The sequence below is a fragment of the Amylibacter sp. SFDW26 genome (assembly GCF_009184395.1).
Taxonomy (GTDB): Bacteria; Pseudomonadota; Alphaproteobacteria; order Rhodobacterales; family Rhodobacteraceae; genus Amylibacter.
This window is the reverse complement of record NZ_WEIC01000003.1, coordinates 26,298-52,447: the sequence shown is the minus strand read 5'-3', so window position 1 is coordinate 52,447 and position 26,150 is coordinate 26,298. Positions and strand designations below refer to the sequence as shown.

The following is a 26,150-nucleotide window of genomic DNA, read 5'->3' as shown; positions in this document are numbered from 1 at the left end:
CCGATTCTAATTTGGAAAACTCTTTGCAAGTTCTGGACAGTAAAATAGCTATGGTTTATGCGCGTTTCAATGGCAGAAATGTATGAAAATAAAAGAAGACGGTTTGGTCTTGGCTTTCTAAGCGGTTGGTCTGTTATTGCTTGTGTCATAGCGGCAGTGATCTTAATCCCAATATTGTCTGTCGTCTCGCTTTCATTCTTTCCTAAAGAGAACATATGGCCGCATTTAATTTCAACAACATTACCTAGGTATTTATTTAATAGCCTAAGCTTGATGGTAACCACGGGCCTCCTTGCAGGCTGTATGGGGGTTATGGCTGCGTGGTTTGTTGCTATGAAAGAATTTCCTGGGCGCAAAATTTTCGAATGGGCGTTATTGTTGCCGTTGTCTATTCCCACATATATCGCAGCCTATGCATTGGTTGATTTTTGGGAATTCGCAGGGCCTGCACAAACTGCATTACGTGGTGTGTTTGGCTGGACATCTACAAAACAATATTGGTTTCCAGAAGTACGCTCACGTGGAGCTGCGATTATTGTATTTGCTTTTGCATTATACCCTTATGTTTATTTGTTGGCTCGGTCTGCCTTTCGAGAACAATCGTCGTGTGCATTAGAAACGTCACGTGCATTGGGATGTGGACCATGGGAAAGTTTTTGGAGGGTCGGTTTGCCATTGGCACGCCCTGCGGTTGTTGTTGGCGTATCTATTGTGATGATGGAAACGTTAAATGATTTTGGTGCCGTTGAATTTTTTGCAGTTCAAACGTTGACCACAGGCATTTTCACGGTTTGGTTGGAAGCGTCGAACAGTGGTGGTGCTGCACAAATTGCTTCGGTTATTTTGATTTTGGTTTTAGCTTTGTTAATGTTGGAGCGGCAAGGTCGTAAGCAAAGTAAATTTCACCAACTATCAAAGCATGCGCGGCCACCTGTGCGCGAAACATTATCACCTTTAGCGCGCTTTTGTGCCGTGGTGTTATGTAGCTTGATGATCGGAGTAGGTTTTTTAATGCCCTTTAGCATTATGTTGCACCACGCTTTGATTAATCCAGAACTTTGGTTGAAATCTGATCTGTGGGCCGCCACTTGGACGACAATTTGGATTGCAGTTGTCGCAGCTATTATAACAGTATCTGCGGGGGTTCTACTAATTTATGCTGTACGCTTATCATCAGTGAAATGGGTACGATATGTTTTGCCACTGACCGCAATCGGATATGCGGCCCCAGGTGCAGTTATTGGTCTTGGTATTTTAATACCAATGGCTGCTTTTGATAATATACTTGCAGATTGGATTGAAGCAGCAACAGGTGTTGATATTGGGCTGTTGATTACGGGGACGGCAGGGGCCGTTATCTTTGCTTACTGTGTGCGATTTTTTGCAATCGCATATGGCTCTGTAGACGCCGCATTTGGGCGCATTACACCCAGTATGGGTATGGCATCACGGTCACTGGGGTTAAATGCGAGCCGTACCTTAAAACATGTACATTACCCATTGATGAGGGGGTCTTTACTAACGGCTGCTTTGTTGATTTTTGTAGACAGTTCGAAAGAATTACCTGCAACATTGCTCTTACGCCCGTTTGGGTTTGATACCTTAGCTACACATATTTATGGATACGCCTCATTAGAGGATATCAATGGTGCATCACCAGCATCGATTGTGGTTATACTGGTCAGCTTACTGGCGGTTGGGATTGTTGCGAAAACATCTCAAAGCCAGTCAGATAAAAAATAACAGCAAAAGTAATGTTTTTCTAAAAAGGCTCTTGCAAAGGGACCGATTTTTCGGCTAAACGCTGCCGCAGTGCCCCTATAGCTCAGCTGGTAGAGCAATTGATTTGTAATCAATAGGTCCGCGGTTCGAGTCCGTGTGGGGGCACCATTTCATCATATTTAAAAACGGAATTCCGCCTCTAAGTGGTTGTTTTTATTTGATGTACTCTGATCTCGCTCAAACATGGAATTTTCCATTCTGGACAAACGGGATTCGAATTATGTGGGGATTACATCTCAAACAAAAGGGACGCTGGTGGCACTACTACCGTGCTGTCCCAAAAGAATTTCACGATGTTGACCATCGGCGGTTGATCAGTTTCTCGTTGAAGACGGCTGATTTTTCTGAGGCAAAGCTAAAAGCTGCACAATGCTCTTTTGAACTAGATCAAGAATGGCAAGGAGCAAAGGCGCGAGGTGTTTCCTTAGAATCTAACGATTTGCGCAAAAAATATAGTGCAGCAGTTGAAGTGCAGATGTCTGTTGGTTTAACGCCCAAGCCCACAGAGCAAATGCCTGATGGTGAACTGTTGGAACGTTTGTGCTTACTCTTGGAACAACAGCACACTAAACCAGAACAAAAAGCAGTGCTTGGGATGGTGGAACCACCCAAGTTAACCTTGTCGGATGCATTTGATCGGTTTTGGGACTATATTCGAGATGAGTGGCGTAAGGTTCGCCGTGATCAGCAGCGTGTAAAGCGGAACATATATCTCAAGTCCATTCGCAATTTTGAAACGGCAATTGGTCAAATCAATTATCACGACCTTGAACGAAAACACGTCATTGCATTCAGGAGCTGGTGGGTTGCGCGTATTGAGAATGAGGGCTTGAAACCATACACGGCCAATCGCGAGATCAATTCTTTGCGCCGTTTGGTAAACGTAAACCGCGACATTGATGGATCTGCTTTACCTAACCCATTTACTGGTGTTCGTTTGAAGGAAGAATTCGAAGTCTCACGCATTCCGTTAGATGAAAGTCAGATTAGACAATTGATAGTACCTGGCTCGCTAGATCCGTTGCACGAAGATTTTCAACGACTGCTTCGATTGCTAGTGAATACAGGCATGCGCCCAGTTGAGGCAATCGGACTAGAGCTGGACGACATAATTTTGGATGATGGCGTACCACATGTACATGTTCGCAGAAATTCAACGCGGGGTCTAAAGACGGCTCATTCAGAACGGTTACTACCACTTTTGGGTGTTTCGTTGGAAGCCGCCCAAGACGTGGTCGCGATGGGTGGTTGGGGAAAACGTTTGGGTAAGAATATGTATGCACGACCGCAATCAGCAAAGCCTTACGGTCAAGTGGGATTGTGACCGATAAACGTCAAAGCCTCTATTCGCTACGGCACTGGTTTCAAGATCAATTAACCAAGCGTGATGTGATCGACCGCGCGCAAGCCCAATTGATGGGGCATAAATTTCACCGGCCACAATATGGCTTTGGTAAAGATCTGAGCGATCTTCGTGATATTATTGATCGATTTGCTTTGTAAGGTTTAACAGATATGCGCGGTTATTCTGCAATCCTTGTTGTGCATTTTTGATTTGTAATAGCCGATTATGAATTTGAAGAATTTGCGCTTCTTCTATTACTGAAGCATTAATCAACAGCTCGGCCAAAAGCTGTTCTATATTGTTGAATTCATTTTCGTGGATAAGTCGCATATGGCGAAGTTATTGAAGAACGTCCTAAAGAAAGAGAGGCGGGGTTCCGTTCTGTGCAAAGCTTGGATTGCTAGCCTGTCTTCGTAAACTAGCCCTATGGAACAATTGAAACCCAGTAGCTTTGAGCGAGATGAAATTTTCGAATTTGAGACTAACTGGCAGGGGGTTGATTTGAAGATTAGCTACTGCCCAAGATGGTTGTGTTCTGATGGTGATGAGATGATCACGCAGCATATTGAAATCCGTAGTAATGATAAGTCCCAAATCCCCATTACAGAAACTGGGTATCGTTCGTGTTTCTTGATGGGCCCAGATGTTCTTGAGGAATATCAAAATGACCCAGTTCAATTTGTTCTGGCTTGGCTGGATGAAGCCTCACAAACGAAAAAGTGGAAATGCCATTTGGAGCAATCACGTCAGGGTGATTTGTTTGGTTAGATTTAGTCCAACCTAGCCATATGCCAGTTTCTGAAGTTTTCGAGTTCTGCTTCACTACACCCACGGGCGCGACGCTCTTCGACGAGGACTTTAATGTCATCGGCTGATCTAATTTGAACGGTTTTGTTTTGTGTGAAACTGAATGCGGATGTTGTCATAAGGATTGGGTTACAACAACAAGATACCCTTGCTTTTTCCAAAAGCGAGGGCGGCAAGTGGCTGTTTCTTAATGTAAACTTCATGTAGCATGAGCAATGTCCAGAGTTTTAAAGGGTTATGCGACCCTGACTGACTGATCTAATTTACTAAAATACCTTCGCTTTTGGAAAAAGCGGAACTCGGGGCCATTTTTTGAATGATGATACCCGAAAACGACAACAAGCCAGCTTGGAACAAGGGCAAGGTGATAGGCCAGAAACGTGCATTTACGCTGGACGAACTGGCGCAGATCGAAGCGCATTTGAATACTCATTGCAACTGGCACGATCTGGCGTTACTTGGATTTGGCTTGGACACGATGTTTCGCGCATGCGATCTGCTGACCACAAAAGTTTGGCAAGTCCGGTATCAAAACGGGCCGATACGAACGCTGATTGCGCGCAAGCAAAAGAAGACCAAACATGTTGTCAATCCAGTGTTGACCAATCAGACGCAGACTTATCTTCACGGCTGGATCACAAGGAGTGGCAAGCAGGACAACGACTTTGTTTTCACACGCAGCAAATCTGTGACTGCCCGACATATATCGCGCAGTCACTACGCCGACATTATCAAAGCCTGGGCCGAAATGCTGGGGCACGATCCTTCGGAGTTTTCCAGTCACTCCATAAGGCGTTCAAAGCCTGCGCATATGTATTGGGCTGGCGAAGATATTGCGTTGATCTCTCGTCTGTTGGGCCACAAGAGCATTGCCAGCACAATCGAGTATTTGGGGATCACACAAGCCAAAGCGGAAACGGCGGCCTTGAGGCATTCCATGCTAAGCGGCAGCAAGCCAAACGACGATTTAAAATGATGTCTGTATTGGTTGCAATGCTTGTGCCTATGGGGAGCCATAGCTTTGCGGATGAGTTGAACCCAGTCTTGGCCGAGTATCAGACCTGCATTGACGAGGCGCAAGAGAAAGCGAGTACGATGAAAACGACCACGCTCAAGGAAAAGATATTTATGGGACGCGTGAAAGCATGTGATAGAAAACGCGATGCGCAAATTGAATTGATTGAGATTGATCAGGAGTTTGCGAAGATTACAGACAACCTGATTGCAGATGCGCGGTCAGATTTAGGTATCTGAATTTAACAGATGGATTTGGTGGATCGTGACTTGGATGGTATAATTCGGAGACATGAATTTAGATCATCCTTCGGCTTCCAGTGGCGACAGGCCTAATGCAAAGCCTATAAATCCTAGTATCGATGGTAATTTTGATGCGATCTAAGACGTAAAAAAACAGAACGCAAAACTTGAGGCAGGGGAGCAGCATAATGCTGCTTTGGGAAACCTTGTGATGGATCATTGGGATGGACAAACAGACCCTGCGAAATGTTTTGGCATCGTAATCTCTCCCTCGCTTATTCCTGACGAAGTCGTTGATTGCCTTCGGATCATTGAAGCAGACTACGATTTGGATGTGGCCCAATCCTTGCATGCGGGTGATTTAGAACCTGCTGATGTAGGGGATATGCTGACCGCTGAATTGGAAACACGCGCTGTTGAAACGAAAGTAGAATACGCCAAAGCGAATTTGGCTGCTTATCAAAATAAAGTTGAGAATTTGCGTGCTGGCGGCAAGACGAACGCTGAAATTATCCTAACACTGGTGAATGACCCAGTTGTTCCGGAAACGGAGCGCGTGAAGTTACAAGCCTTTGCATCCATTATGCGTGTTTCAGCAAGCGTACCCGCTGACCAAGCAATTATTAAAGGGCGTATCAATCAGATTGATGCAGGTGAAGGATTTCCTGACCCTGTTACTTTTGTACGGGCTTTTGTTTTTGCTAGTCCGCAAAGCACTCTTAAATCTGGTGTTTCGGATGTCACGCAAGACGCGATTGCATCGGAGCTTGGCATTGTACGCCATGCATTTAGGGCCAAAACAGGCGGTGATATAAATGACATCTACAAAAAGGGCGTAGGTACAAAACCGGTGTGTGATCCTGACACTGGTGAGTTGCGCGAAGAGCGGATGTACTTGCAATCTGGTCAAGACGTCGAAATCCGCTACAACCAATTTGTCGGGCTAAGTGAGGCGAATAAACCGATTATGAAAATCATCGGCGAACATACATACACGTCTGATCTGCCTAATAACCCCACTGATCACGATATGACGATGTACGGAATGACGACACAATGGATTGCCAAATTGAACGACGTAAACATGGCAGAGCTATTCTTTCCCCATTCGGCGATGGACCTTCTGTTAGGACAATAGAACCAGTCTTAGCGATCTGCTCGTGAGCATCCTCATTTAGCCAGAGGATTTCCTGACCGTAGAGTTCTGCAGATTTGTGAAACCCAGGATAAAAGAGATACTTGGGATCAATGTCCTCAGAAATAGCACGCCCCAGATGTGATAGGATCACGCGTTCAGCAGGTTGTCCTTCTTTTTTCGCCCGCGCATCCGCTACTTGAAACACGATGCGGCCTTTTAGGGGAGAGCGCCCCTGCGGCAGAAATCCAATGCCAAGTGCATCGCAGGTCTCCGTTGAAATACCGCGCTGATTTAGAACATCGTGATGATCGCACATCGCAATAAGATCTTGGCGGATTACCTCATTAAACGGCGCGTTAGGTTTGTCACAAGCTGTCACAGATTTTGTGACAGAGCGGCGCACACTGTCACGGGTGTGTGTGACAGGCTGTGACAGATCAACAGATGCATGCGCCCAACCTTGTTCCAGAATATACCGCCCAGCTTCAAAGCAATTGTTGCTTTGAAGCTTTTGAACGAGCTCAATTGCGCCGCCACCTTCGCCAATTGAAAAATCGAACCACAAACCACCTGGCCCCATATGAAAGCTGGGCGTCTTCTCTTCGTGAAACGGTGAATAGGCCCACCAATCATTGGGTTTGCTTTTGCCTTCAGCTTTACGCAGGTCAAGCCCCATTATGATCTTCCCGAAAATTGAATTGAGCTTATGAGTGCCTATTTCCAATCCGAATAGTCTCGGATCCTGATTGCTGAATCCTTCAAAAATTATTTAATTGTCTAGCTGAAATGAGATTTATACTTTTGATTGACTGTGAGCGATTTTAATCATCTAAATGGATAAATTATTTTAGTAACGATAACTAGGAATTATGGTCTATCCGTGGTCAGATCTGAACCCCGAGCTTTTTGAAGAGCTGGCGAAGAGTTATCTTGAGGACTTGTTCCCTGAAGAAAGCTGGAAACTGCTTCCTCGATCTGGTGATGGCAATCGAGATGTCGAGTCATCTTCTGCGCATGATGTCTTCGGCACACGGCTGACGTCTACACATTGGGCAGAAGCAAAGTTCACAAAGAACGGGAAGAGGGCTCTTTCAAAAGGACAACTCGATCCGACCGTCGTTTCCGCAATGTTGGATCGCTCTGTGCGGGCCTTGATGTTTCTGACGAATAGCAGGTTTCCAGACTCGTATATTCTACGGGCCCAGCAAGTGTTGCGGCAAACCCTACAAGGGGGCGTTCATTTTATAGATAAAGAGCACATTGAAGAGTGGCTCGACCGTAAACCGGGCATGGTCACGAAGTACTTTTCTGGGGTTGAACCGCTTCGCCCAGCGTCAACTGGTCAACGACCAAAATTAATCTCAGCCCAACTCTTAAGCTGCGATGACTTTTTTGACGGTCACTGGGAGAAGAGAAAAGCTGTTCTTAAAGATGAAGAGCTAATTCTTGCATTGATTGTCAGTGTAACCGACAAGATGAAAATCGCAGTCAAACTGGAAGCATCCGGACTTGAACTCAAACCGACACCGCAAATGCCAGCCAATATGCAGCTGAGGTGCGGGCGTCATATCGTTCCCGTGCCTGTCAAAGCGCGTCAAATGCACCCCAACGGGAAGGCAACTGTCTCCCTTTTTGATCAGGCTGGGGATAGGCATAGCGCTGCAACTTTTCACTATTCTGTCGGTCCAGAAGACATTCGCTTATCGTGCTCCGGACAGCTGAAAGCATCGCAACGCCTGCATGATGCTTTACGCCAATTTAGAGACACGCCGCTAACAGGTTGTATTTCACTCTCAGGTGGTTCAGGTGATGGAAAATCCTATATTTTGCGAGAGATACGTCAAAATACGCAGGACCAAAGCACCCATTTGCACCAATTTAACGAACCAGGACGGAATGCGCGTGAGCTTTGTAGAAGTCTTCTTTTTACGCTCTTTGGAGCAGGTTCAGACCTCAAGGGCCTAGAGAATGGTGGGCGCAAAAAAACAATGGATTTTCCGCAAGACTTAATTGCCTCACTCCACGAGGGTGCACGAGACGCGACTAAGGCACAGGATGTTCTAGAAACCCTTGTTTCAGGAGGGAGGTTTGAAGAACTTTTGATCCATCATCCCCGAGGAGACAACAAAGTCGTAATTTTCGACGATGTCCAAAAGGCCGACCAGCTTAGTTTGAGGGTTCTCACTAGGTGGCTTGAGATACTGCAAAATAGCAAAGCTAGGTTGATGGTCGTGCTGGCGCAACATCCGAACTTTAAAGAACTCGATAACGCATTACGTCCTATTCTCGTGCGTAGCATATTTGTCAAGCGGCTTACGCAGCTAGATATACAAGCAGAGCTAAGTCACTTTCTCAAACCCAGTGTTTTGCGTGTGGTGTTGCCTGAGGTTCGCAAATTGGTCCGGACGGTCCTTGAACTACGATATCTTGTAAGCGAATTGCGGGCCAACACTGAGCTTATGCATCTACCAGAGGATGTAGCGGTATCGGAATTCCGATCCATTCTTGTGTCGGCATCTATTCCTGAGGTGGCGGCACGCATCCAGACCGCAAACGTCGAAGAGGCGGCAGACCTCGTTGCGCTCCTCGATACTGGAGTACCCGAAGACTACCTTGTACAACAGTTTGGCGAAGAGATTGTTGATGAGTTGATTGATAGCGAATTGTTCTCTAGAAGGCGAGAGGAAATAGGAGCACCAGCGTCAGTTGTGTCATCACACGACCTGTTGCGTGCGGCCTATCTTAAGAGGCGTTCGATCTACTCAGATAGTGTTGCCAGCCATATTGAACGCTTGCTTGACCGAGACCCCCAACGTATCAATGAACTCCTTGGACATCTTTGTTTGTGCGGTGGAAAGTGGAGTCGCTCATATTTTCCGAAAGCGATTAACGCATGCAGCGAACTGCTGCGTCGAACACAATTTGGGAGCGCGAAACTTTTGTCGTTTACCTTGAATCAGCTTATAGAAAGAGAAGATGTACGAGAACTCGGACTAACTCCGGATCAGCATGTATCGATTGCCTATGGTTATGCCGATTGTGTCAATCATACCGAGGGTTCTGGGTGCGCGAAGCGGTACTTTGAAGCGACCATTCAGTTGGCTGAGGCATATCGCGGCGACAAAACAGTGGTGCCAAATGTCTGTAAAGCAAGGTCTGAACTGCTGAATTTGCGTTTCTGGCAACACGATTTGGATAACTTTCAGACAAGTGCAAACAATCTTCTGAATGAGTTGGACAGTCTTAAATTTGCTTTTGAACCTGGGCCAATCGTTGATGCGAAACTGACAACGTTGAACCGCCTTATGATGGTCCACTATCTCCAAGACTCTAAGGTAGATGCTGAAGCGGCGTTCCACAGTGGGCTTGCCGTTGCTGAACAAAATGCTCTCAAACACGAATCCGCCCATCTGCTGATGGACAGGGGCAAGAGTCTGATACTTGTCGCGCCAGCGCAAGCGTTGAAGGAGTTGATGGCAGCTAAAAAGTTGTATCTAGAAGCAGGTAACCAACAAAGGCGATTGATGGTGTGTAAAGCACAAATCGCATACCTGCAAGCTCTCTTGAACCAACATACGCCTACCATGGTTGAGGCCCTTGCAAAAGATCTTCAAGATGCAGGATTTGAACAAGAATATGCAAATTGCCTCCTTCAAATTTCGGCGCTTTACTTGATCGCCGACAGGTGTGAGGAGGCCACCAAGGCCTTGGATGAGATCAGTCGACTCAAGAACGCATTGAACGCAGCCCCCCGACGCCAAATGTTATATTTTCATCTTCGCGGCATAATAGAAGCGCTGAATAACGGTTCCGAAGCGGCAACTTTTATGGACGCCCATTTAGAGCTGACAAATGATCTGGGTGCGTCTTATCAAGACGTTGCTATACATAACCTCTCTCTCATCCATAAAGCGAGATCCGTTAGCTGGGCATTCAATGAGAGAGGTAACAACTTCCAGATTGATCCGCGTCTATGGTAGATTTTGTAGGAGCTCACGTATACGGATCACGTTTCCATGACAGTCAAACACCAGATCTTCCTGTTCAGGTCTTTCTGAAAACCAAACTAAGTTCTTGGAGATATGGGAAAAGTGATCGGTTAAAAATAACATTGGCCTCCGCGCTTTCTTGATATCAGGAACAAGAGTATCCTGAAGTACGAGCGAATGCCCACGTAGAGCCGTCTCGGCGATGATCTCAGTCTGAACGCCAAGCGCATCTAGGGATGATTGCCACAGTAGATTGGTACTTGAATTGATCACCAAATAGTGCTGTGTTCTCAAGCGTTCCGTGAGCTGTAAGGCGAGTAGGTCATCAAGGTCGCGCTGGATTTTATCGTGCCAGCGAGACCAAAAGATCGCTAGTTGTTGTCGTTCGTCAATTGACATGTGTTGCCTTGAGCTGCCTTGAACGTGAAATCCTCGGCAAGTAGGATTATAGAAGCAACGCATTCCATCAAGATGAACGCGTAGCGACAATTCCATACCTTCGTGGCTATTAAGATAAATGGTGTCGAAGCCACCCAGCCTTTGAAAGTCGCTCGATCTCATCGCATAAAAAGCTGATGTTAAAGCCTGCCGGTCACTCGGCCTTTGAACGATCTGGGATGAGCTTGGACGGCCCATCAGTGCGTGGCGATTGAAAAATGGCCCGAATATGTGTCCACAACTCTGTACCTTGCCATTCTGCGGGTATATAAGGAGGGCTTGTACTATACCGATGTCAGCGTTGTCGTTCAGGGTCTTGGCAAGTTTTGTGATCGCCGTTTCCTCCGGAAAGACGTCAGTGTTCATGAAGACCAACACGTCACCTGTCGCCGCTTCTACGCCGCGATTATTTGCGGCGCCATAACCCAAGGTTTCCTCATTGACGACAACGGTCGGCTTTAGGGAGCCATGATAGGTTCCTATCACTTGCTGAGTGCCGATGTTCTGATCGCCGTCACAAACTAGCACTACTTCAAACTCTTCATTTGCTCTGAGTTCAGCGAGTCTAGAAAGAAAATTAGCAGTGAGTGCTGGAGCATTGAGGATGCTTACAACGACTGAAATCGACATGCATAATTCCTAGTTATCGTTACTAGAAGTCAACCTGAGCTAATGTATCAGCACGTTCGATTGCTGAGACGAGGGAATTATCAGAGACTTTTGTGTATATCTCAGTGGTTGAAATGCTGGCATGGCCCAAAAGTCGTTGTACGATGCGTATATCTACTCCTTCCTCAATCAGTAGCGTTGCTGCCGAGTGCCTAAATTGATGTGGGGTTACGTATGGCGAAATTAGGAGTGTTTTACACAAAGATCGCAAGCGTTTTCTGAAAGCAGCTTCGGTAAGCCGAGTACCTCGACGGTTCAAAAACAGATAATCAGCTGTTTCGTACTGCAATGTTCTCTGTTCCCAATATGATCGTAAATCCATCAATAGCCGCTCATTGGTAACATATACCGTGCGTTCCTTGTCACCCTTTCCAATGACTCTAATTCTTGTACATGCCCCTGAGATATCGCCTAATTTCAAATTTGTTATTTCGCCGATCCTCATGCCAGTAACGACGAGTATTCTCGCGACCAAACCTGTGGTTTGTGACGGTGAAATCAATTTTGAGTTTTGCGGAAGTTCTGGTGTAACTTCAACTATGCGTTTGGCAGATTTAAACAAGACAGATAAAGTGGGACGATCTATTGGCCTAGGTAACCTTTGTGGAACTTTGATATCCAATTTTAGACCAGTAAATGGATCTGGGTATCCATCTTTTTGTTGCTCTAACCATTTAAAGTATGATCGCAACGTTACAAACCGCCGCCTAATTGTCGCTGGACTGTGTTCCTCTGTATTTCGAAGATGCAGGTGAAAACTAATAAGCAGTTCATGAGTAACGGATGTGTTTTCCGACTGTAATGCAATGAATTTTTCAAAGGCTTGTAAATCTTGTTGATAGGCTCGCAACGAGTGAATGCTTAGCCCAAGTTGATTTTGGCAGAATGAGATGAATTGAGAGTTCTTAATTTTTGACACTAGGTTGTTCCTTCAGGTATTGATTACTTTAGGAACGGCTTTTCAAGTTTTGCCAAAGTTGCCAAATGGATATCGGATAAATCTTTAAAAATGGTAAGAAAATCGAGAGCTGATGCCGAGAATTTCTCATTAAGATAGAGTATTCCTGTTATCGTAACTTAGGTCAATTATTGCTCTAGTACTTGAAGAATTGATTTGTTTGAATAATGCGAGTATGTGTGATATTATGTGAATAATTATACGCACATCTAAAGCATACATGGAAGTAAGTATCATGAAGCGTCTTCTTACCAACCGTACAGTCGGCATCACAGAATTGCGGGAACCAGCAAAAATTTTTGATAAAGCCGCTGATAGGCCTGTGGCGATTTTAAAGAACAATGAATGTGTTGGATATATTGTTCCCGTGGCAGCTGTAGATGATACCGAACCACGTTTTGCATCTCCCAGTGAAGTTGCTGCTATTTTGGAAACTTCCAACCGCATGGCACAACCAGTCTTGGATTACCTTAAGGACAAGTAGGATGGGTTTGATACTTGTCTCTGAGGAGGATGTTATACGTATCCATGATCTTGTCTTAAATGATGGAGAACTGGCTGGTATGGCGAAAGATAAATCATTGCCAGGTGCTTTGTCTCGGATAGATTTTCGGTTATCTTATGGCCTAATTCGTGATGTCTTTGATCTTGCAGCAAGCTATGCTGTAGTTATTTCAACAGGCCATTTGTTTAACGATGCAAACAAGCGCACTGGTTTTAGGGTTATGGATGTTTGTTTGGCGCTTAATGGTATTTCTCTTGAGTGGAACACTGCAATTATTGGACCGAAGATTATCGCCGTTGCTCAAGGTCAGGTTGATGAATTAGCGCTAGCGGAGTGGTTGCGAACACAGGATAAAGGGTAGGGGACACGCGATGTTTCGCAAGTAACATTGTAGTAATGCTTGGCCTAAAATCACTCATTCTTTGACGAGTCCCTGGTTGCGGATCGAAAAGGGTAATCCCATACAGAGACATTTTGACTAACGCATCATCCTGAAACACGTTCTACATTCAGGTGGTTCTACGGGAGATGAATGTTATCAAGTATTGCATTCGACCCGCATTGCGATGCTTGTAAATCACTATGCAGCAGGTTGATCAAAAAATTGAATTCGTGATAAAATTGACTTTTTTAGCAGTAAAGAGCATCATCGACCCAATTTTTAAATTTATGAATTTTGAGTGGAGTTGAATTATTATGAGCGAATGGTTTTTTAATGCACCAGCAGGTTTAAGCGATTTCAGAGATCCAAATGTTTGGCATCAAGAGATGGTGGATGAGTCATTGGGGATCACAGTCGTCTTAGTGGCCAATGTATTGGGCAAAGATCCAAAGCAGGTAACAATACAAGACTTGGTAAATGTTGCCCCAGAACTTTCGTACTTTGACCCAACTAACCGATATCTTATTGAAGCGGGAATTGATCGAACAATACCTAAAACTGCCGAAACGATTGCTGTACAGGCTTGGAATGGATTTCCTCGATTAGTGCGCAGACTCGCTCCTTGGACTGATTTTCCCCCTAACGACATAGATTCAGATGGTAGCTTTCGAGCGGTCGATACTATTGGCGATGAAGATCATCGGCGTGGAGTCTTCGTAGATCAGTCAGGCTCGGTTTTAGATTTTCCTACACGACACCGACAGGACGAATACCTAGAATGGACTGCACGCCGCGACGACCAAGGTAACATCACAAAAGTGATCTTCGTCGCTGAAGGATATGATTATTTCTCTAAACTTTTTGAATCAGACGAAAAAGCGGTAGTCGAAATTTATGAAGAATTTACGGAGACTACTGGTATTCGCGTGGATGATCTTAGGGCTCAGAATGGTCTTTACCGCAGGCAAAATGATGGAACGCTCCGAACGATCGCAACCCCAGGGGGGTTTAATCCGAGGAATACGTTAAATATTGACCCAGGAATAGTACATTTGTCACATAGAGCAAATTCGCTTGGGGCTGAAGTGAACCTTGCTGGTGTTTCGGCCCTTGCGAGGTCAGATGCTAATGGCAAATTGGTTGATGCTTCGGATGAAGAACGTCTAATATGCTGTAATCAAAGTGGTGAACCTAACCGTAATAGCGATCCGCAAATTTCCAAACAAGCTTATCAACAAGTCATCGATAGCTACATCTATACACTTGCCAATCCAGTAGGTTTGTACATTGCGGGCATTGATCACGAGCAACTGTTAATGCCGGACAACAAAACAATTGTGCCAAGGGAATGGTGGAAGGTCGTCAGAGGAGATGATCTTTGGGTGGAAGGTAAAAGCAGGGCTCTGCGTGTTGAATTAGAAGTTCCATCAACCGAAAACTTAACAGTGAGCGATCTCAAGCTTGGTGGAAACAATCTTATTTACCCAAGCCAGTTGGCAGAGCTCCTATCTGTCCATTTATTTGTAACTCGCTGGAAAAGAGAAGATAATTTAGTCGGCCCTATTGTACCTTGTTTGGGTACCTGTTGCAGAATTGACAACAGCGAGACTCTTCTTGGGTCGTCAACAAATGAGTGTCGTCTTGGTTCCACTCTTGCGTTTGACGACCTTTTGCCCAAAGGCCCTAGTTCTTCAGGGCTCCTCGCAGGCTTCATCCCTCAGCCCATATCTCTCACTGGAAAAGTACCTTCAAAGCGATGAGCAATCTCCATGATAATTTGGATGACATACAGGGCAATGTCCTTGCAGGTTTCAACTGCGACTATCAGGCATTCGTGGGATTCAGTACTGAAACGCCAGAAACGATGGCGGCGGCTTGTCAGTGGTTAGCAAATCATGCGCAAGATGTGACTTCAGTTGCGGAAGTCTTAGCAAAGAGGCCGCTTATTCGCGACCCCACGAACAATGAAGGAGTGACATTTCTTTGCATATCGATCAGTAAAAATCTTCTCAAGACAACACAAACAGATGTATTTATTCGTGACAACGCCTTCAACAATGGGATGCTAAAGCGTGCTCCTTCAATTCTCGGAGACCGAACTAATCCTGATGAATGGCGCGCTGGAAGCACAAACAAGCCGCTTGATGTTTTTCTCATCGTTGCGGGCAATCACAAGCCAAGTGTGGAAGATCGAGTAACGGAACTTACGCGTGAAGCAAAATCCGTAGGATTGGTGCAATCCTATTTTGAAATCGGGGAAAAGATCGGCGGGTTCGAACATTTCGGATTTCAGGATGGCGTCTCTCAGCCACGGATTCTGGATTTTGATGAAGGTGGAGATGTAGGTATCGGGAATTTTGTTTTCGGCTACCCAAGAAAGGCAGGGGGTAACGACTTTTTCCCGGTCATTGACAATCGTGGTGTGACAGTAAACGGATCACTGATGGTATTTAGACAGCTGCAACAGCATGTTCAAGTCTTCAATCAATTTTGCGAGCTTGAGGCTAAACGCTTGAGAGATGAAGGATCAGAGATAACTTCTGCACAGTTGGCGTCGCTGATAGTTGGGCGTTGGCCTTCTGGCGCGCCAGTGAGACAAGATTTGGATGTCGATCCCAACCTAACTCCACAGCATGAAAACTCATTTGACTTTTCGGATGATGCCGCTGCCCAACATTGCCCGTTCGGTGCACACATTCGAAAGGTGAACCCAAGAAATGGCAGCGCCGATGTTGTCGATGTACCCAGAATTCTGCGCCGAGGTATTCCGTTCGGCAAGACTTTTGACGTTGAGCCGTCAGATGAGCGTGGGTTGCTTTTTATCTGTTTCCAATCGTCCATAAAATCGCAATTCGAGTTTATTACGCAACGATGGATGAACAGCAAGATCAACCCTGGACCAGGACATGACTTGTTGATCGGTCTCTCGACGGAACAAAAAAAAATCACGATCAATAGGCCGACCGGCCCCATAAAAATTGTCGATCGTAATTTATCTTGGATCACGCCGATGGGGGGATCGTACTTCTTTACCCCAAGTCGTAGCGGTCTTAGAAAACTTGCGGAAACACCAACGCCAACGGTCATGTTCAGTGCAAGGAAACTGGCGGCGGAATCAGCAGGCTGGATAAGTGAATCCATACTGGGAAAGTGAACTACAGATTGGAGGGTGGAAATATAGTACAGAACGAAACGGGTTCTTGGTCTAAAGTTGTATATGGTACCATAGCTTATGAGCGTGGCGTAAGCATCATTCACTTTACGAAAGATGTTTCAACACGGTATTCGTGAACATTACCACCTAAAGTTGACAAAGCCCACTGGCAGGAGTCATAGTACTTTTTTAATATTAATTTTGAGGAGTTTAATAATGGCTAAAATTCGACTTTTTTCTATATCTTCGATTGAATTAGCTCTCTTAAAGAGTAACCCACCACAACTTTCAATTACTGTTGCTGGTTTGGCGACTACCAGTGGTTGGTCGAATCCCGAACTTAAGCCGATGGAAAAGGTGTTATCAGCGGATGGAATACTAGACCTGGATTTTGTTGCAGAGCCGCCGTCAGGTATTGCGCTTCAAGCGCTTACTCCAATCGTCGCATCTGTTATTTGGGAAGATGATGTCGAGCGCTTAATCGGGGTGAAAGTATATAGTCGCTCTGGTGATCAAGTTCAGTTGTTGGCGGAAATAAACACCCGACCGATTAATCAGCTTGCCCCGACGAATATCGCCGCGACGCCTTCAAGCGGTAATCAGTTTACCACTTTAGCCCTAGGCGAAGAAGGTGGGCCAACAACGTTAGCTATTGGTGAGGAGAGTGGGCCGACAACCTTCGTTTTTGGCGAAGAAGGACCTGACCTCAAACCGTTTTTTGGTGAAACTGATCCAAGAGTCGACGATCCAAAACCTGCGTTTGGTGAGGGTGGACCTGCCTTGGCAGGATTCAGAGATCCTTTTGGCAGGCGATAGGTGCAAACTGTGCCATCGCGTTTTGACTTGTTGTTATTTGGTGGTGCGCGCGACCCGAGCATCATTTGTCTGCACAATGCTGCAATTAGAAACAATATTTCTTGCCTTTTAATTACTCATGATGAGTCCGAAGAACCATCGGCCAGCTGGAATGTCGAGACTGGTAGTTTGGTCATTAATGGGCAAGAAGTCTCTTCGAACGCGGCGTTCTTGCGATACGATGTTTTTTCCACTCGTAAGCCGCAGGCTGGTGATCTGGATCGAGCGTTTGGTTGGTATTCAACTTTGTACGGCGCATGTACTGCAACGCTGGGTGTTCTCGTGCCGAACAAAAGGATGGATGCCAGAGCCAATAACAAATTGTTCATGCTTGCGTCTGCACAATCGGGGGGAATTCCAATACCAAACACATTGGTCACAAATGATAAGGGCACATTGGATCAATTTTGTGAAACCAATCTAGGAGTGGCTAAGCCCGTAGGTGGTGGAGCCTATTGTATTGATGTCAAAGAAGCCAATAATGATGCTGATTGGAGCAACAACAAGGCACCAATCCCAGCGATCATCCAAGAACGGTTAGCATATCCAGAGTACCGAATTTTTCGTTTTGGGAAAAGCCTGATGACTTTTCAGATAGAGTCTGAGCACTTAGATTATCGCCCATACCCTGATGCAAAAATCGTAATGGTCGATAATGACATTCTTGGAAAAGGTGTGCCAGAGAAATTACTGGCTATGAGTGATGCTCTTGGAATCGATTTTTTTGCCTGCGATTTTAAGAGCCACGCCGATTCAGGTACACCGATGTTTTTGGAGCTGAATAGTGGGCCTATGTTTGCAGCATACGATGCGTCAGCAAAAGGTAAGTTGAGTGACGGTATGATCAAGTGGCTCGTAACAGAGACTGAAAGCGCAACGGAAGCAGAATAGAAGCGATTGAAAAAGCTTATTGAAAAATATTTTGTCTTTTTGGGGAATTTCAGCTGTTCTGCGCCGAAGTAGGTATTTTGCCGTCAAAAGTTTCGATTTCTGTACACTATTTGTAAGTAAGAAAGAAGGATATGATAAAGAAAACGAGTTGTTCTCAACCTCAAAATCGACACTCACCGTCTTTGCCGCAAGTTGATGTGAATTCAACCCCGGCGTCTGCGAAGGAACCTTTGTCCACTAGGATGGCGCGTTTCGATGTGTTTGCTCCCCAACTTGCAACATTAGAAATTGACCCGAAGGATGGTACAGCAAATATTATAGATGATGCTGCGTTTGAAGTGCTGTCACATCGTGATGATGTTCCTGGTGCGTTAGGAGTTCGTGAGGTTAAGTTTTTGGTAACAGGCGCAGATACTCGATCGCCTAAAGTGTATTTCCTCAACACTAAAAACCAAAAATATCATTTCTACTTTGCTCGCAATGTTCTGAATGTTCCGTTGGACAATGGTGCATTTAACGCTGTGACTTATTTTACCGCAAGTCGACGTTTTTTGGCTGGGACTTTGATTGCTCATGACAACTTTAACTCATTAGAAGGAACAAAAGGCCTTTATGCGCTTGAGTTTTGGCCGACAGATAATGTTACGGTCAATTTTGTACAAATTGCTTTTGACCTTATTTCAGCTGCTATGCCATTTGCTGTAGGAAAACTCGCATATCATCCTTCGGGTGCAGTTCAGGAAGACCTTTACGAGGCTGAACAGGTTAAGTTTGAAGCTGGTAAAATACGCGTTGTGAGTACCGAAGAGATTTTTAAAAATGTGGACTACAGCCCTTTGAATCTTGGCGTTGGGTTTGGTCGGCTGCGTGTTATTGACGGTTCCAACCCACAACCTCCTTCTATTCGTGACGTGGTTATTTTCAAAACTTTACCCAATGATCTTAGTCACGTTGCTGGTGTTTTGAGCGAAGAACCGCAAACACCTCTTAGTCATATTAACCTTCGCGCGAAACAGAACGATACACCTAACGCATATCTGCGTAACGGGTCAGAAAGCTCGCGGTTGAAACCTCACATTGGCGATATAATTCGTTATGAGGTCAAACCTGACGAAATTGATGTACGCAACGCCACTGCTGAGGAGCTGGAAGAGCATCTAGAGCAGCAACGCCCAAAAGAACCGCAGTATCCGCCCGCCGATTTAACAAAGACAGAGATCGTCAATCTAGACGATGCCAGACATGCTGATATTGCTAGGATCGGCGCAAAGGCGGCTAATGTCGCGGAACTGCGAAAGGTTCTTCGAACTACTTATGTTCCAGCAGGCTTTGCTGTTCCATTTCATTTCTACGATGAGTTTATGAAAGCCAACGGATTTTACGACTACTTCCGACACATGATCATGCGAGAAGAGTTTCAAAATGATGATGCGGCGCGAGGAAAATACTTAAAACAATTTAGGCGCAAAATTAAAAAAGCAGAAATGCCGAACATCCTACGCGACAAGCTTGGCATCATGTTTGAACTGTTTCCAACAGGTACCTCGCTACGTTGCCGTTCGAGCACCAACAATGAAGATTTGATGGGCTTTAACGGTGCTGGCCTTTACGACAGCTTCACACATCGCAAAGATGAAGGTCACATCGAAAAATCGATAAAGCAGGTTTGGTCAAGCTTATGGAACTTCCGTGCCTTTGAGGAACGTGAATTTTATAGAATAGACCATTTTACTACCGCGATGGGTGTACTGGTACACCCGAATTTCGATGAAGAGCAGGTCAACGGAGTGGCTCTCACCAAGAATATCTATTTCCCTGAGTTTGGGGGTTACTATATTAATGCTCAGATTGGTGAGGCTTTGGTCACCAATCCAGAACCCAAAGCTGTTTCTGAGGAACTATTGGTCATGGAAGATGCCAACCCCACAGGTGGGGAGAAATACGAACTTATTCGTATTAGACGTTCGAACTTAGTTAAACTTGGGGAATCGGTGATGTCGGACGAGCAATTGGGTGATTTGATCGAGCAGATGGAAATTATCCAAACGCATTTCAAAATGTTATATAACTCTGAAAATGACGATAGTTTTGCGATGGATATTGAGTTCAAGATAACTGTGGGCGGAACTTTGGCAATTAAACAAGCTAGACCTTGGGTTGATTGATTGCCAGAACTAAAACTATTTCCCGAAGCTGTTTCAAATTGGTACTGTCGGATGACCGCTTATAGTTTGAAAAATCGGAGCCGCTTTCGGGATTCGACTGCGCTATTTCGACCCTTTGCAATTGGCTCAAAGATGGGCAAGTGGCCTCTGTCATTATACGACGCTATGAACTACATGCGCCCACCTATCATACTCGAGCAAGAGGAACTAGCGTATTTGCCACGAACGAATTTAGAGCGCGAATCGCTTGATGTTAGGGCGCGGTAGTATTCAAGATTCGAGTGGGTATGCGCCGCGCCCTACACATGTTTTCTAACTGGTGGTACGGTGCCATCTGTCTTGGCAATTGCATACTGGCATATGTTGTGGAAGTTCTCCGGTCAACCGAACCCGATCCAGCAAATCTTTGAAGTCTTCATCGCAAAGATCACAATTGGAGGGGCCAGAAACGGGTGGAGGAAAGTCTTCGAATCCGCCGATGGACAAAGGCCAGCCTTCTTTTTCAGCCAGTTTTTGAACCTCTAAGATTGACCACAGCCAAGGAGGACGAAACTTTTCGTGATTGTATAGTTCTTCGATTGGGCTGCCAGGTGGGACAAAAGCACATGATAGAGCAATTTCGTCCACGCCTAGGTTGTGAAGATATCTACAGGTTGACTTTGCTTCCTCAAGGCTCTGTCGATCATCCAAACCAGGCGCACCTAGGAAAGCATAAACGAAAACCTGTACACCCATTGATTGCATGAGGCGCACCTTTGCTTCGAATTCATTGCGGTCTATTCTTTTCTTAAGAAGTTTATTGCGAACGAAATCATTTTCACTTTCAAAGCCTATGCCGACCATGAAATCTTTCTCTCCAAGGTGCTCTTTGGCACGGCGGAGTGCCGTCTTGGAAATAAACTTTGGATATGCTTCGACCATTAATTGCTTAGTGCCAGGCAAACCAGACACCGTTTTGTAAACTAGGTCCTGGAATGCTTTTGGAAGCTCTGCTTCTGGAAAAAAGCTCCCGCCATTAAAAACGGTTATTTTGTCGGCAACGGGAAACAGGTCAAGAGACTGTTGAAACATCTCTGTGTATGTTTGTGTATCGAGAGTCCAAGCAGAAAAATCATTCTCAAATCCTGGGCCTCGAACGACATGGCGTGCAAAAATAGGAAATGCGCAAAAAGGGCAAACATCGCCCTGATTGGCTCGAAAATAAACGCAACCACCTCCTGGCACCACGCAGGTCAGCTGCGATAATTGAGCTTTGTATACTGGCGAAAACCGAGTATCCAGTTCTGCACTAAAGGGTATTCCATTGACAAATTGTGACATTGATTTCTCCATCGTAGTGATGAAGAAAAGCTGGCATTCTCGCCGATCAATATCAGTGGCACGAAAGTGAAAGCCTGAATTTACCCTTTCATATCATTGCGTATTTGAGCAGCCAATCTCTTGGCATATTCCTCGAGATCGTCCTCACTTAGATCCTCAGGTACTTCATAAATCAGAATAGGGCCTGTGCGCCGCGGATCAGATTTGAATACCTCCAATTCCTGCCTACTCCAATCATTTTGTTCAGGAAACAGTAACACTGCACAGCACCGCGGATGGCTCTCGGAAAACATCGCAAAGTCGTGGCGGGCAAGTTTATGTGCTAGTTCTGCCGCAATTTCAGGCTCATCCTCGCTAAACAAAAACAGTAAACCGTCGGGCGGGCAAACCCATTCGTGGATACTGCCATCGGGCAAGGCATAAAAATCCTGAAAGATCAGCCAATCCCTTTCTGCAGCAATTTGTTCGATTGCATAATTGGCATAGTGGCCGCTTTGCAATCGAAACAACCGATGGAAATCAATGCGTCCTATTGCTTCTATGATGTGGTACTCAAAGCCGCCCGGATTATCGTACCATAATTTAATAAGTTGGTTTATCATTGTATGGTTTTTGGTGTTTTCAAAAACTTGGCCACTGAGCATTATGGCTGCTCCGAGAAAGTGCTCATTAGCTCTTTTGTCAAACAAGATTTTCTCAATCATTTCGGCGGCTGGTTTCCAAGGTGCCCGACCTAATGTATCAAGGGCGGTAGCAAAATTTGAGATCAAAAGATCTTTTTGCCGTTCAAAATCATCTCCTTTGCTCAAGTCATATATATATATTGCACCTTCAAGAATGTCACCACACAACAACGGTTCCAAACCAGCGTCCAGCCTTGCTCCCTCCAAAAGAGCAATATCCATTATGTCACTATCTTTCCCGGATCTAATTTCGCGCGCAACTAATTTGCAAATTTCTTCATCAACCGGCCTCCCTGAGTTCGCAGCGCCCGACAGAGCATCAATCACTCGATCACGAAGCTCAGGCTTTTTGATAGCATCTTCCACAAGTTTGAAATTGTTAGGATCAGCCTCCAAACTCATGACTTTAATTTCTTCGGCGCGATCTAAGAGACTGGTTTGCTGAGCTGCTAACTTCAATATTTCTGTCGCCTCAACGCCACCAACACCCGCGATATTTTGCAGAATATTAAATAGGCCGTCCTGATCGACAGGGCTTTTTTTAAGAAGTTTTAACAAAATGTCTTCCAGTATCTCGGCGGCTTTTAGACCGCCAATTCGGCTGATGATACCTAGAGTTGTCTGAAACTCACCGCTTTCGAGATCTGCGTAGTATTTCGCTATTTTTGCTAGCGCTGGTAGAAGCTCTAATCGGCGTGTTGCGTCGGAGAATGCAATAAATGCAGGTGCGAATGTCTCCAATTTTTTACTTCTATTGATTTTTGTTATTGCGCGCTTTCGATCTTCATAGGTTGCGGTTAGTGCGAAGGCGTGTGCAGCAAGAACTGCTTCACTTTCGTCTTTGCCGAAAAATGCATCTCGTATCAGTTCACAGGCCTTGGGTGTGCGAGCACGAGCTAAAACTTGATAGGGCGAGTCTAAAGTCATGCTAATGACAGCATGCTCATCCACATAATTAGTCTCGGCTTTCATTCTTAATCTGAAATCTAAAGTTACGTGTGCTTTGTGCTCTAAAAAATAGGGATCAAGAACCGAAAGAGCGTCTGTGAGTGCTTCATTAGCCATTTCCTCGCCAGAAGTTGCCGCAAAATAAAGACGCTCTCTTAGATCTTCTCCAATCCAATCTCGCGTATCCTTGATGCCAGCGTCGGAAAAAATCTCTGCGACAGTAAGGAATGTGTATCCTGAAAGATCACTTTCTTCGAACAAACGATTTACCAAAGATTTAAAGTCGTCCTGTCGCCCTTGGGCAAGTAATAATGCTCCAAAAAAACGAAACACTGGTCGCCAAACTGGAGTAAATCTCTTCGAAAAAATGAACTCAATCCCGCGCTCCAAGGCGGCTTTTGCAATTAAAAATTCTTGCAGGCTGAGGTGCAGAAAGTGATAGCGCTTTGTACCGACATTCCATGAAGTCAACAGTCTCGCTGGGAGAATGGACGTTCTAAGATCGGTCGAGACAGAGGGATTGTTTTCGAGGTATCTTTGCCAATTTTTCTGAGTAAAAATTTGTAGTGAATCCTCTTTTTCATATAGATGCAAACAGAACTCCGAAAGCGCTCCCATGTCTTCTTCAGTCAGAATTTTTGGATCTTGATGGAAGTCTCGAGCTTGCTGGCCAATACGCTCCAAGAGCTCTTCGTAGACTTCGATACGGGTTGCAGGCAATTGCTGGTCTGGTGCAACAGATTTTAGAAAACATAGTGCGGTTAGAAGAAACGGATTTGTGGCCATTTCTCTTAACGAAGAGCTACCCGAAATTTCTTGCAATAGGGCATCGGAGGCTACCGTTTGAGTTTCGGTGGACATTTCGGCGCACCAATTCTTCACCAGAATTTCGATTGCTTCTTCATCAAGATCGACGATGTCGCATCGCAGATTTTCACTAAGAGAAGCGGCTAACCCGGTTGGCCGACACGTAGCGATCCAAGGTAGTTTTTTTGAAAGGTTTTTAAGTGAATTATAAACGTGCCTAACTGCATCAGGTGAATTCGCAATTTCGTCTAGACCATCAATAAGTAAAATTACGGAAGGTCTAGGAATATCTTGGGGGAATAGAAATTGCTCGTGTTTTTCTCTAGATGCCAATTCGGTTTCGCCGACTGTTTGAAGGGCAAATTCTTCTAGTGACAACGATGGGGCATTTTCTGCATGGCGCCAAAACTCTCTTGCTTCGACAAAAAGTGGAACACTGCTGTACTTCCACCGCCCTTCTGCAATTTCGAGTGCAATCTTTTTAAGTAAGCTCGACTTCCCAGCACCTGGATCTCCCAAAATTAGCGATGTTTGCAATCCGGGCCTGTCAAATAAATCTTGTGGAGAGCGACGTTCGGCAAAGCGTCGCTCTTGTCTGAGCGAAATCTTCTCTGCCAGAGAAATGGCTGGTTGCAAACGAGACAGCGCTGGCGTCCACTTTGGGGAAGCAGATATTGCAAGATCGACATATGCAGTTGCCAAAGGTAACGGCTGATCTGTTTCAAATAGAGAAGGAAGATGTGTAATGTTTGGGTTTGCTAGAACCCTTTTTTGGAGTTTAGAAAGAAAACGGTCTTTGGTAGATTTGTTTCTCGCCCGAGAATTCACACGTATTTCTGCCCAATGATAACTGAACGCCTCAATCCAACTGTCTGAAAAGGTGTCGTGGAAATCTCCAGAACGCCTTAAGACTTCGTAAAATCCTAATCGATAAGCTGTACTGATTTTTGTACTCTTCAAGCCCCAAGTCTTCACATTGTCCGCTTCAAGTGTTTTTATCTTTTTGGGGTCTAAGTCATTTGCTTTAAGAAACGCTTTGTCTTCGAGAACGTCATTCACAAAGTTGGCCAGACCATTGTAACTCCAAGAGCCAGATTCTAACAGATGGGTGAAAGTCGCGTCCAACGACATTTCTTTGAAATTTTTTGGTGCACCTCTTACTAAACAGGATTTAATTGGAAACGAATTATTAGGCAAATCTGACATTTTAAAATTTCACTTTCACTTTCCTGCCACTGCGATTTCAAAATAAAAATTCGACAAAACTCCGACACAATCAAAATGGAGTTTTGTAATGAAAATTCGGCAATTTATATCAAATGACTTAGCAGAAGTTGTAAATATTGAGAAGACTGTATGGAAAGAAGAAGCGGCAAATGAAGATCAAATAATGAGCCGCCACCAAACTTGCTGCGAAGGCAGCGTGGTTGCAGAGACCAATAACGGCGAGATTGTTGGGTACGCTGCGGCCCAACGTGTTTCCCAGTTATCTAATTCCCCATGGGCGGTAGTAACTGATGATGGTTTCATCAAGGAAACACATCAGGTAGAAGGCAAAATAGCTTTTGGTGTTGGTATGTCTGTACTGCAATCAGTCGCAAGGTTTAATGTAAGTGGATTGATTGTCCAGAAATATGCCCAGACATTTGTTTCTGAGGGCGGTTGTCATTTAATGGCGTTGGGATCACGACTTCCTGGGTATTCTCGCTGGCATGAACAATTCGGAAAGAGTGTCCAAGTTTACCTCGATCAAGCTCGAAAAGGGTATTCAATCGACCCGGAGCTATATTTATACCAACGAGCGGGTTTCAAATTGTTGTGGCCTGTTGAGGACTATTTCAATGATCCCCAAAGTTTGAATTTGGGAGCGATGATTGCGATGTCCAGGGAAGCCGCATTACGTCTTACCAAAAAATAAAGTTATTCTCCCCTGCGTAAGAAATTTGTTTTCTATGGCGGGGGAGCGCCACTATTTCCAGCTGTAAGTAAGCTGAATTGGTTTGTAGAGAAAGAGTCCTACGCTTGTTAAAGCTTTAGACTATGACCTGCTCCCCTGA

Annotated in this window: 20 protein-coding genes and 1 tRNA gene; 16 read left to right on the top strand and 5 right to left on the bottom strand. The window is 45.1% G+C overall.

Going from position 1 to position 26,150, the window contains the following annotated elements:
- Positions 1-57 precede the first annotated feature (57 nt).
- The 7 genes from F9L33_RS09705 to F9L33_RS09675 all read left to right on the top strand — a co-directional run bounded on the left by F9L33_RS09705 (position 58) and on the right by F9L33_RS09675 (position 5,188).
- Positions 58-1,743 carry an iron ABC transporter permease gene (locus F9L33_RS09705; protein WP_226804068.1) on the top strand — a complete coding sequence of 562 codons (1,686 nt, stop codon included), beginning with the start codon at positions 58-60 and terminating at the stop codon, positions 1,741-1,743.
- Positions 1,744-1,814: 71 nt separating this feature from the next.
- Positions 1,815-1,890, top strand: a tRNA-Thr gene (locus F9L33_RS09700).
- A gap of 112 nt (positions 1,891-2,002) precedes the next feature.
- A complete protein-coding gene (locus F9L33_RS09695) occupies positions 2,003-3,106 on the top strand; it encodes a DUF6538 domain-containing protein (protein ID WP_152142592.1) in 1,104 nt (367 codons plus the stop codon).
- Positions 3,103-3,285, top strand: a complete 183-nt coding sequence (locus tag F9L33_RS09690; RefSeq protein ID WP_152142591.1) for a hypothetical protein — start codon at positions 3,103-3,105, stop codon at positions 3,283-3,285. Before F9L33_RS09695 ends, F9L33_RS09690 begins: the two co-directional genes overlap by 4 nt.
- Before the next feature lie 343 nt (positions 3,286-3,628).
- Complete coding sequence (locus F9L33_RS09685; protein WP_152142590.1) at positions 3,629-3,895, top strand: hypothetical protein; 267 nt, start codon at positions 3,629-3,631, stop codon at positions 3,893-3,895.
- Positions 3,896-4,250: 355 nt separating this feature from the next.
- Positions 4,251-4,910 (top strand): tyrosine-type recombinase/integrase, encoded by a 660-nt coding sequence (locus F9L33_RS09680; protein ID WP_152142589.1) that lies wholly within the window; start codon positions 4,251-4,253, stop codon positions 4,908-4,910.
- On the top strand, positions 4,907-5,188 hold the full coding sequence (locus tag F9L33_RS09675) for a hypothetical protein (RefSeq protein WP_152142588.1): 282 nt from the start codon (positions 4,907-4,909) through the stop codon (positions 5,186-5,188). The genes F9L33_RS09680 and F9L33_RS09675 overlap by 4 nt, the downstream gene beginning before the upstream one ends.
- A gap of 1,010 nt (positions 5,189-6,198) precedes the next feature.
- Here F9L33_RS09675 and F9L33_RS09670 read toward each other — a convergent pair.
- Entirely contained in the window at positions 6,199-7,005 is an 807-nt protein-coding gene (locus F9L33_RS09670; RefSeq protein ID WP_152142587.1) for a CHC2 zinc finger domain-containing protein, read from the bottom strand.
- 193 nt (positions 7,006-7,198) lie between these two features.
- Between F9L33_RS09670 and F9L33_RS09665 the strand changes: the two genes are divergently transcribed.
- A complete protein-coding gene (locus F9L33_RS09665) occupies positions 7,199-10,309 on the top strand; it encodes a hypothetical protein (RefSeq protein ID WP_152142586.1) in 3,111 nt (1,036 codons plus the stop codon).
- Here F9L33_RS09665 and F9L33_RS09660 read toward each other — a convergent pair.
- Both F9L33_RS09660 and F9L33_RS09655 read right to left on the bottom strand, forming a co-directional pair.
- The gene (locus F9L33_RS09660) at positions 10,301-11,386 is read right to left on the bottom strand and encodes a glycosyltransferase family 2 protein (protein WP_152142585.1); all 1,086 of its coding nucleotides are present in this window, start codon (positions 11,384-11,386) and stop codon (positions 10,301-10,303) included. The genes F9L33_RS09665 and F9L33_RS09660 overlap by 9 nt on opposite strands.
- A gap of 22 nt (positions 11,387-11,408) precedes the next feature.
- Positions 11,409-12,344, bottom strand: a complete 936-nt coding sequence (locus tag F9L33_RS09655; protein ID WP_152142584.1) for a tyrosine-type recombinase/integrase — start codon at positions 12,342-12,344, stop codon at positions 11,409-11,411.
- 274 nt (positions 12,345-12,618) lie between these two features.
- On the opposite strand from F9L33_RS09655, the gene F9L33_RS09650 reads away from it, so the two are divergent.
- From F9L33_RS09650 to F9L33_RS09620, 7 genes are all read left to right on the top strand, one after another.
- Positions 12,619-12,867 carry a hypothetical protein gene (locus F9L33_RS09650; RefSeq protein WP_152142583.1) on the top strand — a complete coding sequence of 83 codons (249 nt, stop codon included), beginning with the start codon at positions 12,619-12,621 and terminating at the stop codon, positions 12,865-12,867.
- A gap of 1 nt (position 12,868) precedes the next feature.
- On the top strand, positions 12,869-13,249 hold the full coding sequence (locus F9L33_RS09645; protein WP_152142582.1) for a type II toxin-antitoxin system death-on-curing family toxin: 381 nt from the start codon (positions 12,869-12,871) through the stop codon (positions 13,247-13,249).
- Between the two features lie 335 nt (positions 13,250-13,584).
- Positions 13,585-15,030 (top strand): hypothetical protein, encoded by a 1,446-nt coding sequence (locus F9L33_RS09640; protein WP_152142581.1) that lies wholly within the window; start codon positions 13,585-13,587, stop codon positions 15,028-15,030.
- Positions 15,027-16,424, top strand: coding sequence for a Dyp-type peroxidase (locus tag F9L33_RS09635; RefSeq protein WP_152142580.1), 1,398 nt, complete (start codon positions 15,027-15,029; stop codon positions 16,422-16,424). Before F9L33_RS09640 ends, F9L33_RS09635 begins: the two co-directional genes overlap by 4 nt.
- 216 nt (positions 16,425-16,640) lie before the next feature.
- Entirely contained in the window at positions 16,641-17,240 is a 600-nt protein-coding gene (locus F9L33_RS09630; RefSeq protein ID WP_152142579.1) for a hypothetical protein, read from the top strand.
- Between the two features lie 9 nt (positions 17,241-17,249).
- On the top strand, positions 17,250-18,170 hold the full coding sequence (locus F9L33_RS09625; RefSeq protein WP_152142578.1) for a RimK family alpha-L-glutamate ligase: 921 nt from the start codon (positions 17,250-17,252) through the stop codon (positions 18,168-18,170).
- A 131-nt stretch (positions 18,171-18,301) separates the two neighbouring features.
- On the top strand, positions 18,302-20,335 hold the full coding sequence (locus tag F9L33_RS09620; protein ID WP_152142577.1) for a PEP/pyruvate-binding domain-containing protein: 2,034 nt from the start codon (positions 18,302-18,304) through the stop codon (positions 20,333-20,335).
- A 312-nt stretch (positions 20,336-20,647) separates the two neighbouring features.
- Here the strand turns inward: F9L33_RS09620 and F9L33_RS09615 are convergent, their stop codons facing one another.
- Both F9L33_RS09615 and F9L33_RS09610 read right to left on the bottom strand, forming a co-directional pair.
- Complete coding sequence (locus F9L33_RS09615; RefSeq protein ID WP_152142576.1) at positions 20,648-21,655, bottom strand: hypothetical protein; 1,008 nt, start codon at positions 21,653-21,655, stop codon at positions 20,648-20,650.
- A gap of 80 nt (positions 21,656-21,735) precedes the next feature.
- The gene (locus F9L33_RS09610) at positions 21,736-25,299 is read right to left on the bottom strand and encodes an NACHT domain-containing NTPase (RefSeq protein WP_152142575.1); all 3,564 of its coding nucleotides are present in this window, start codon (positions 25,297-25,299) and stop codon (positions 21,736-21,738) included.
- An 88-nt stretch (positions 25,300-25,387) separates the two neighbouring features.
- Between F9L33_RS09610 and F9L33_RS09605 the strand changes: the two genes are divergently transcribed.
- Positions 25,388-26,011 (top strand): hypothetical protein, encoded by a 624-nt coding sequence (locus tag F9L33_RS09605; protein ID WP_152142574.1) that lies wholly within the window; start codon positions 25,388-25,390, stop codon positions 26,009-26,011.
- Positions 26,012-26,150: the final 139 nt, after the last annotated feature.

Bases quoted from the DNA above. Each gene is read 5' to 3' on its own strand.
- F9L33_RS09705 (WP_226804068.1), top strand. From the start codon at position 58: ATGCGCGTTTCAATGGCAGAAATGTATGAAAATAAAAGAAGACGGTTT.
- F9L33_RS09695 (WP_152142592.1), top strand. From the start codon at position 2,003: ATGTGGGGATTACATCTCAAACAAAAGGGACGCTGGTGGCACTACTAC.
- F9L33_RS09680 (WP_152142589.1), top strand. From the start codon at position 4,251: ATGATGATACCCGAAAACGACAACAAGCCAGCTTGGAACAAGGGCAAG.
- F9L33_RS09675 (WP_152142588.1), top strand. From the start codon at position 4,907: ATGATGTCTGTATTGGTTGCAATGCTTGTGCCTATGGGGAGCCATAGC.
- F9L33_RS09670 (WP_152142587.1), bottom strand. From the start codon at position 7,005: ATGGGGCTTGACCTGCGTAAAGCTGAAGGCAAAAGCAAACCCAATGAT.
- F9L33_RS09665 (WP_152142586.1), top strand. From the start codon at position 7,199: ATGGTCTATCCGTGGTCAGATCTGAACCCCGAGCTTTTTGAAGAGCTG.
- F9L33_RS09660 (WP_152142585.1), bottom strand. From the start codon at position 11,386: ATGTCGATTTCAGTCGTTGTAAGCATCCTCAATGCTCCAGCACTCACT.
- F9L33_RS09650 (WP_152142583.1), top strand. From the start codon at position 12,619: ATGAAGCGTCTTCTTACCAACCGTACAGTCGGCATCACAGAATTGCGG.
- F9L33_RS09645 (WP_152142582.1), top strand. From the start codon at position 12,869: ATGGGTTTGATACTTGTCTCTGAGGAGGATGTTATACGTATCCATGAT.
- F9L33_RS09640 (WP_152142581.1), top strand. From the start codon at position 13,585: ATGAGCGAATGGTTTTTTAATGCACCAGCAGGTTTAAGCGATTTCAGA.
- F9L33_RS09635 (WP_152142580.1), top strand. From the start codon at position 15,027: ATGAGCAATCTCCATGATAATTTGGATGACATACAGGGCAATGTCCTT.
- F9L33_RS09630 (WP_152142579.1), top strand. From the start codon at position 16,641: ATGGCTAAAATTCGACTTTTTTCTATATCTTCGATTGAATTAGCTCTC.
- F9L33_RS09620 (WP_152142577.1), top strand. From the start codon at position 18,302: ATGATAAAGAAAACGAGTTGTTCTCAACCTCAAAATCGACACTCACCG.
- F9L33_RS09615 (WP_152142576.1), bottom strand. From the start codon at position 21,655: ATGTCACAATTTGTCAATGGAATACCCTTTAGTGCAGAACTGGATACT.
- F9L33_RS09610 (WP_152142575.1), bottom strand. From the start codon at position 25,299: ATGTCAGATTTGCCTAATAATTCGTTTCCAATTAAATCCTGTTTAGTA.
- F9L33_RS09605 (WP_152142574.1), top strand. From the start codon at position 25,388: ATGAAAATTCGGCAATTTATATCAAATGACTTAGCAGAAGTTGTAAAT.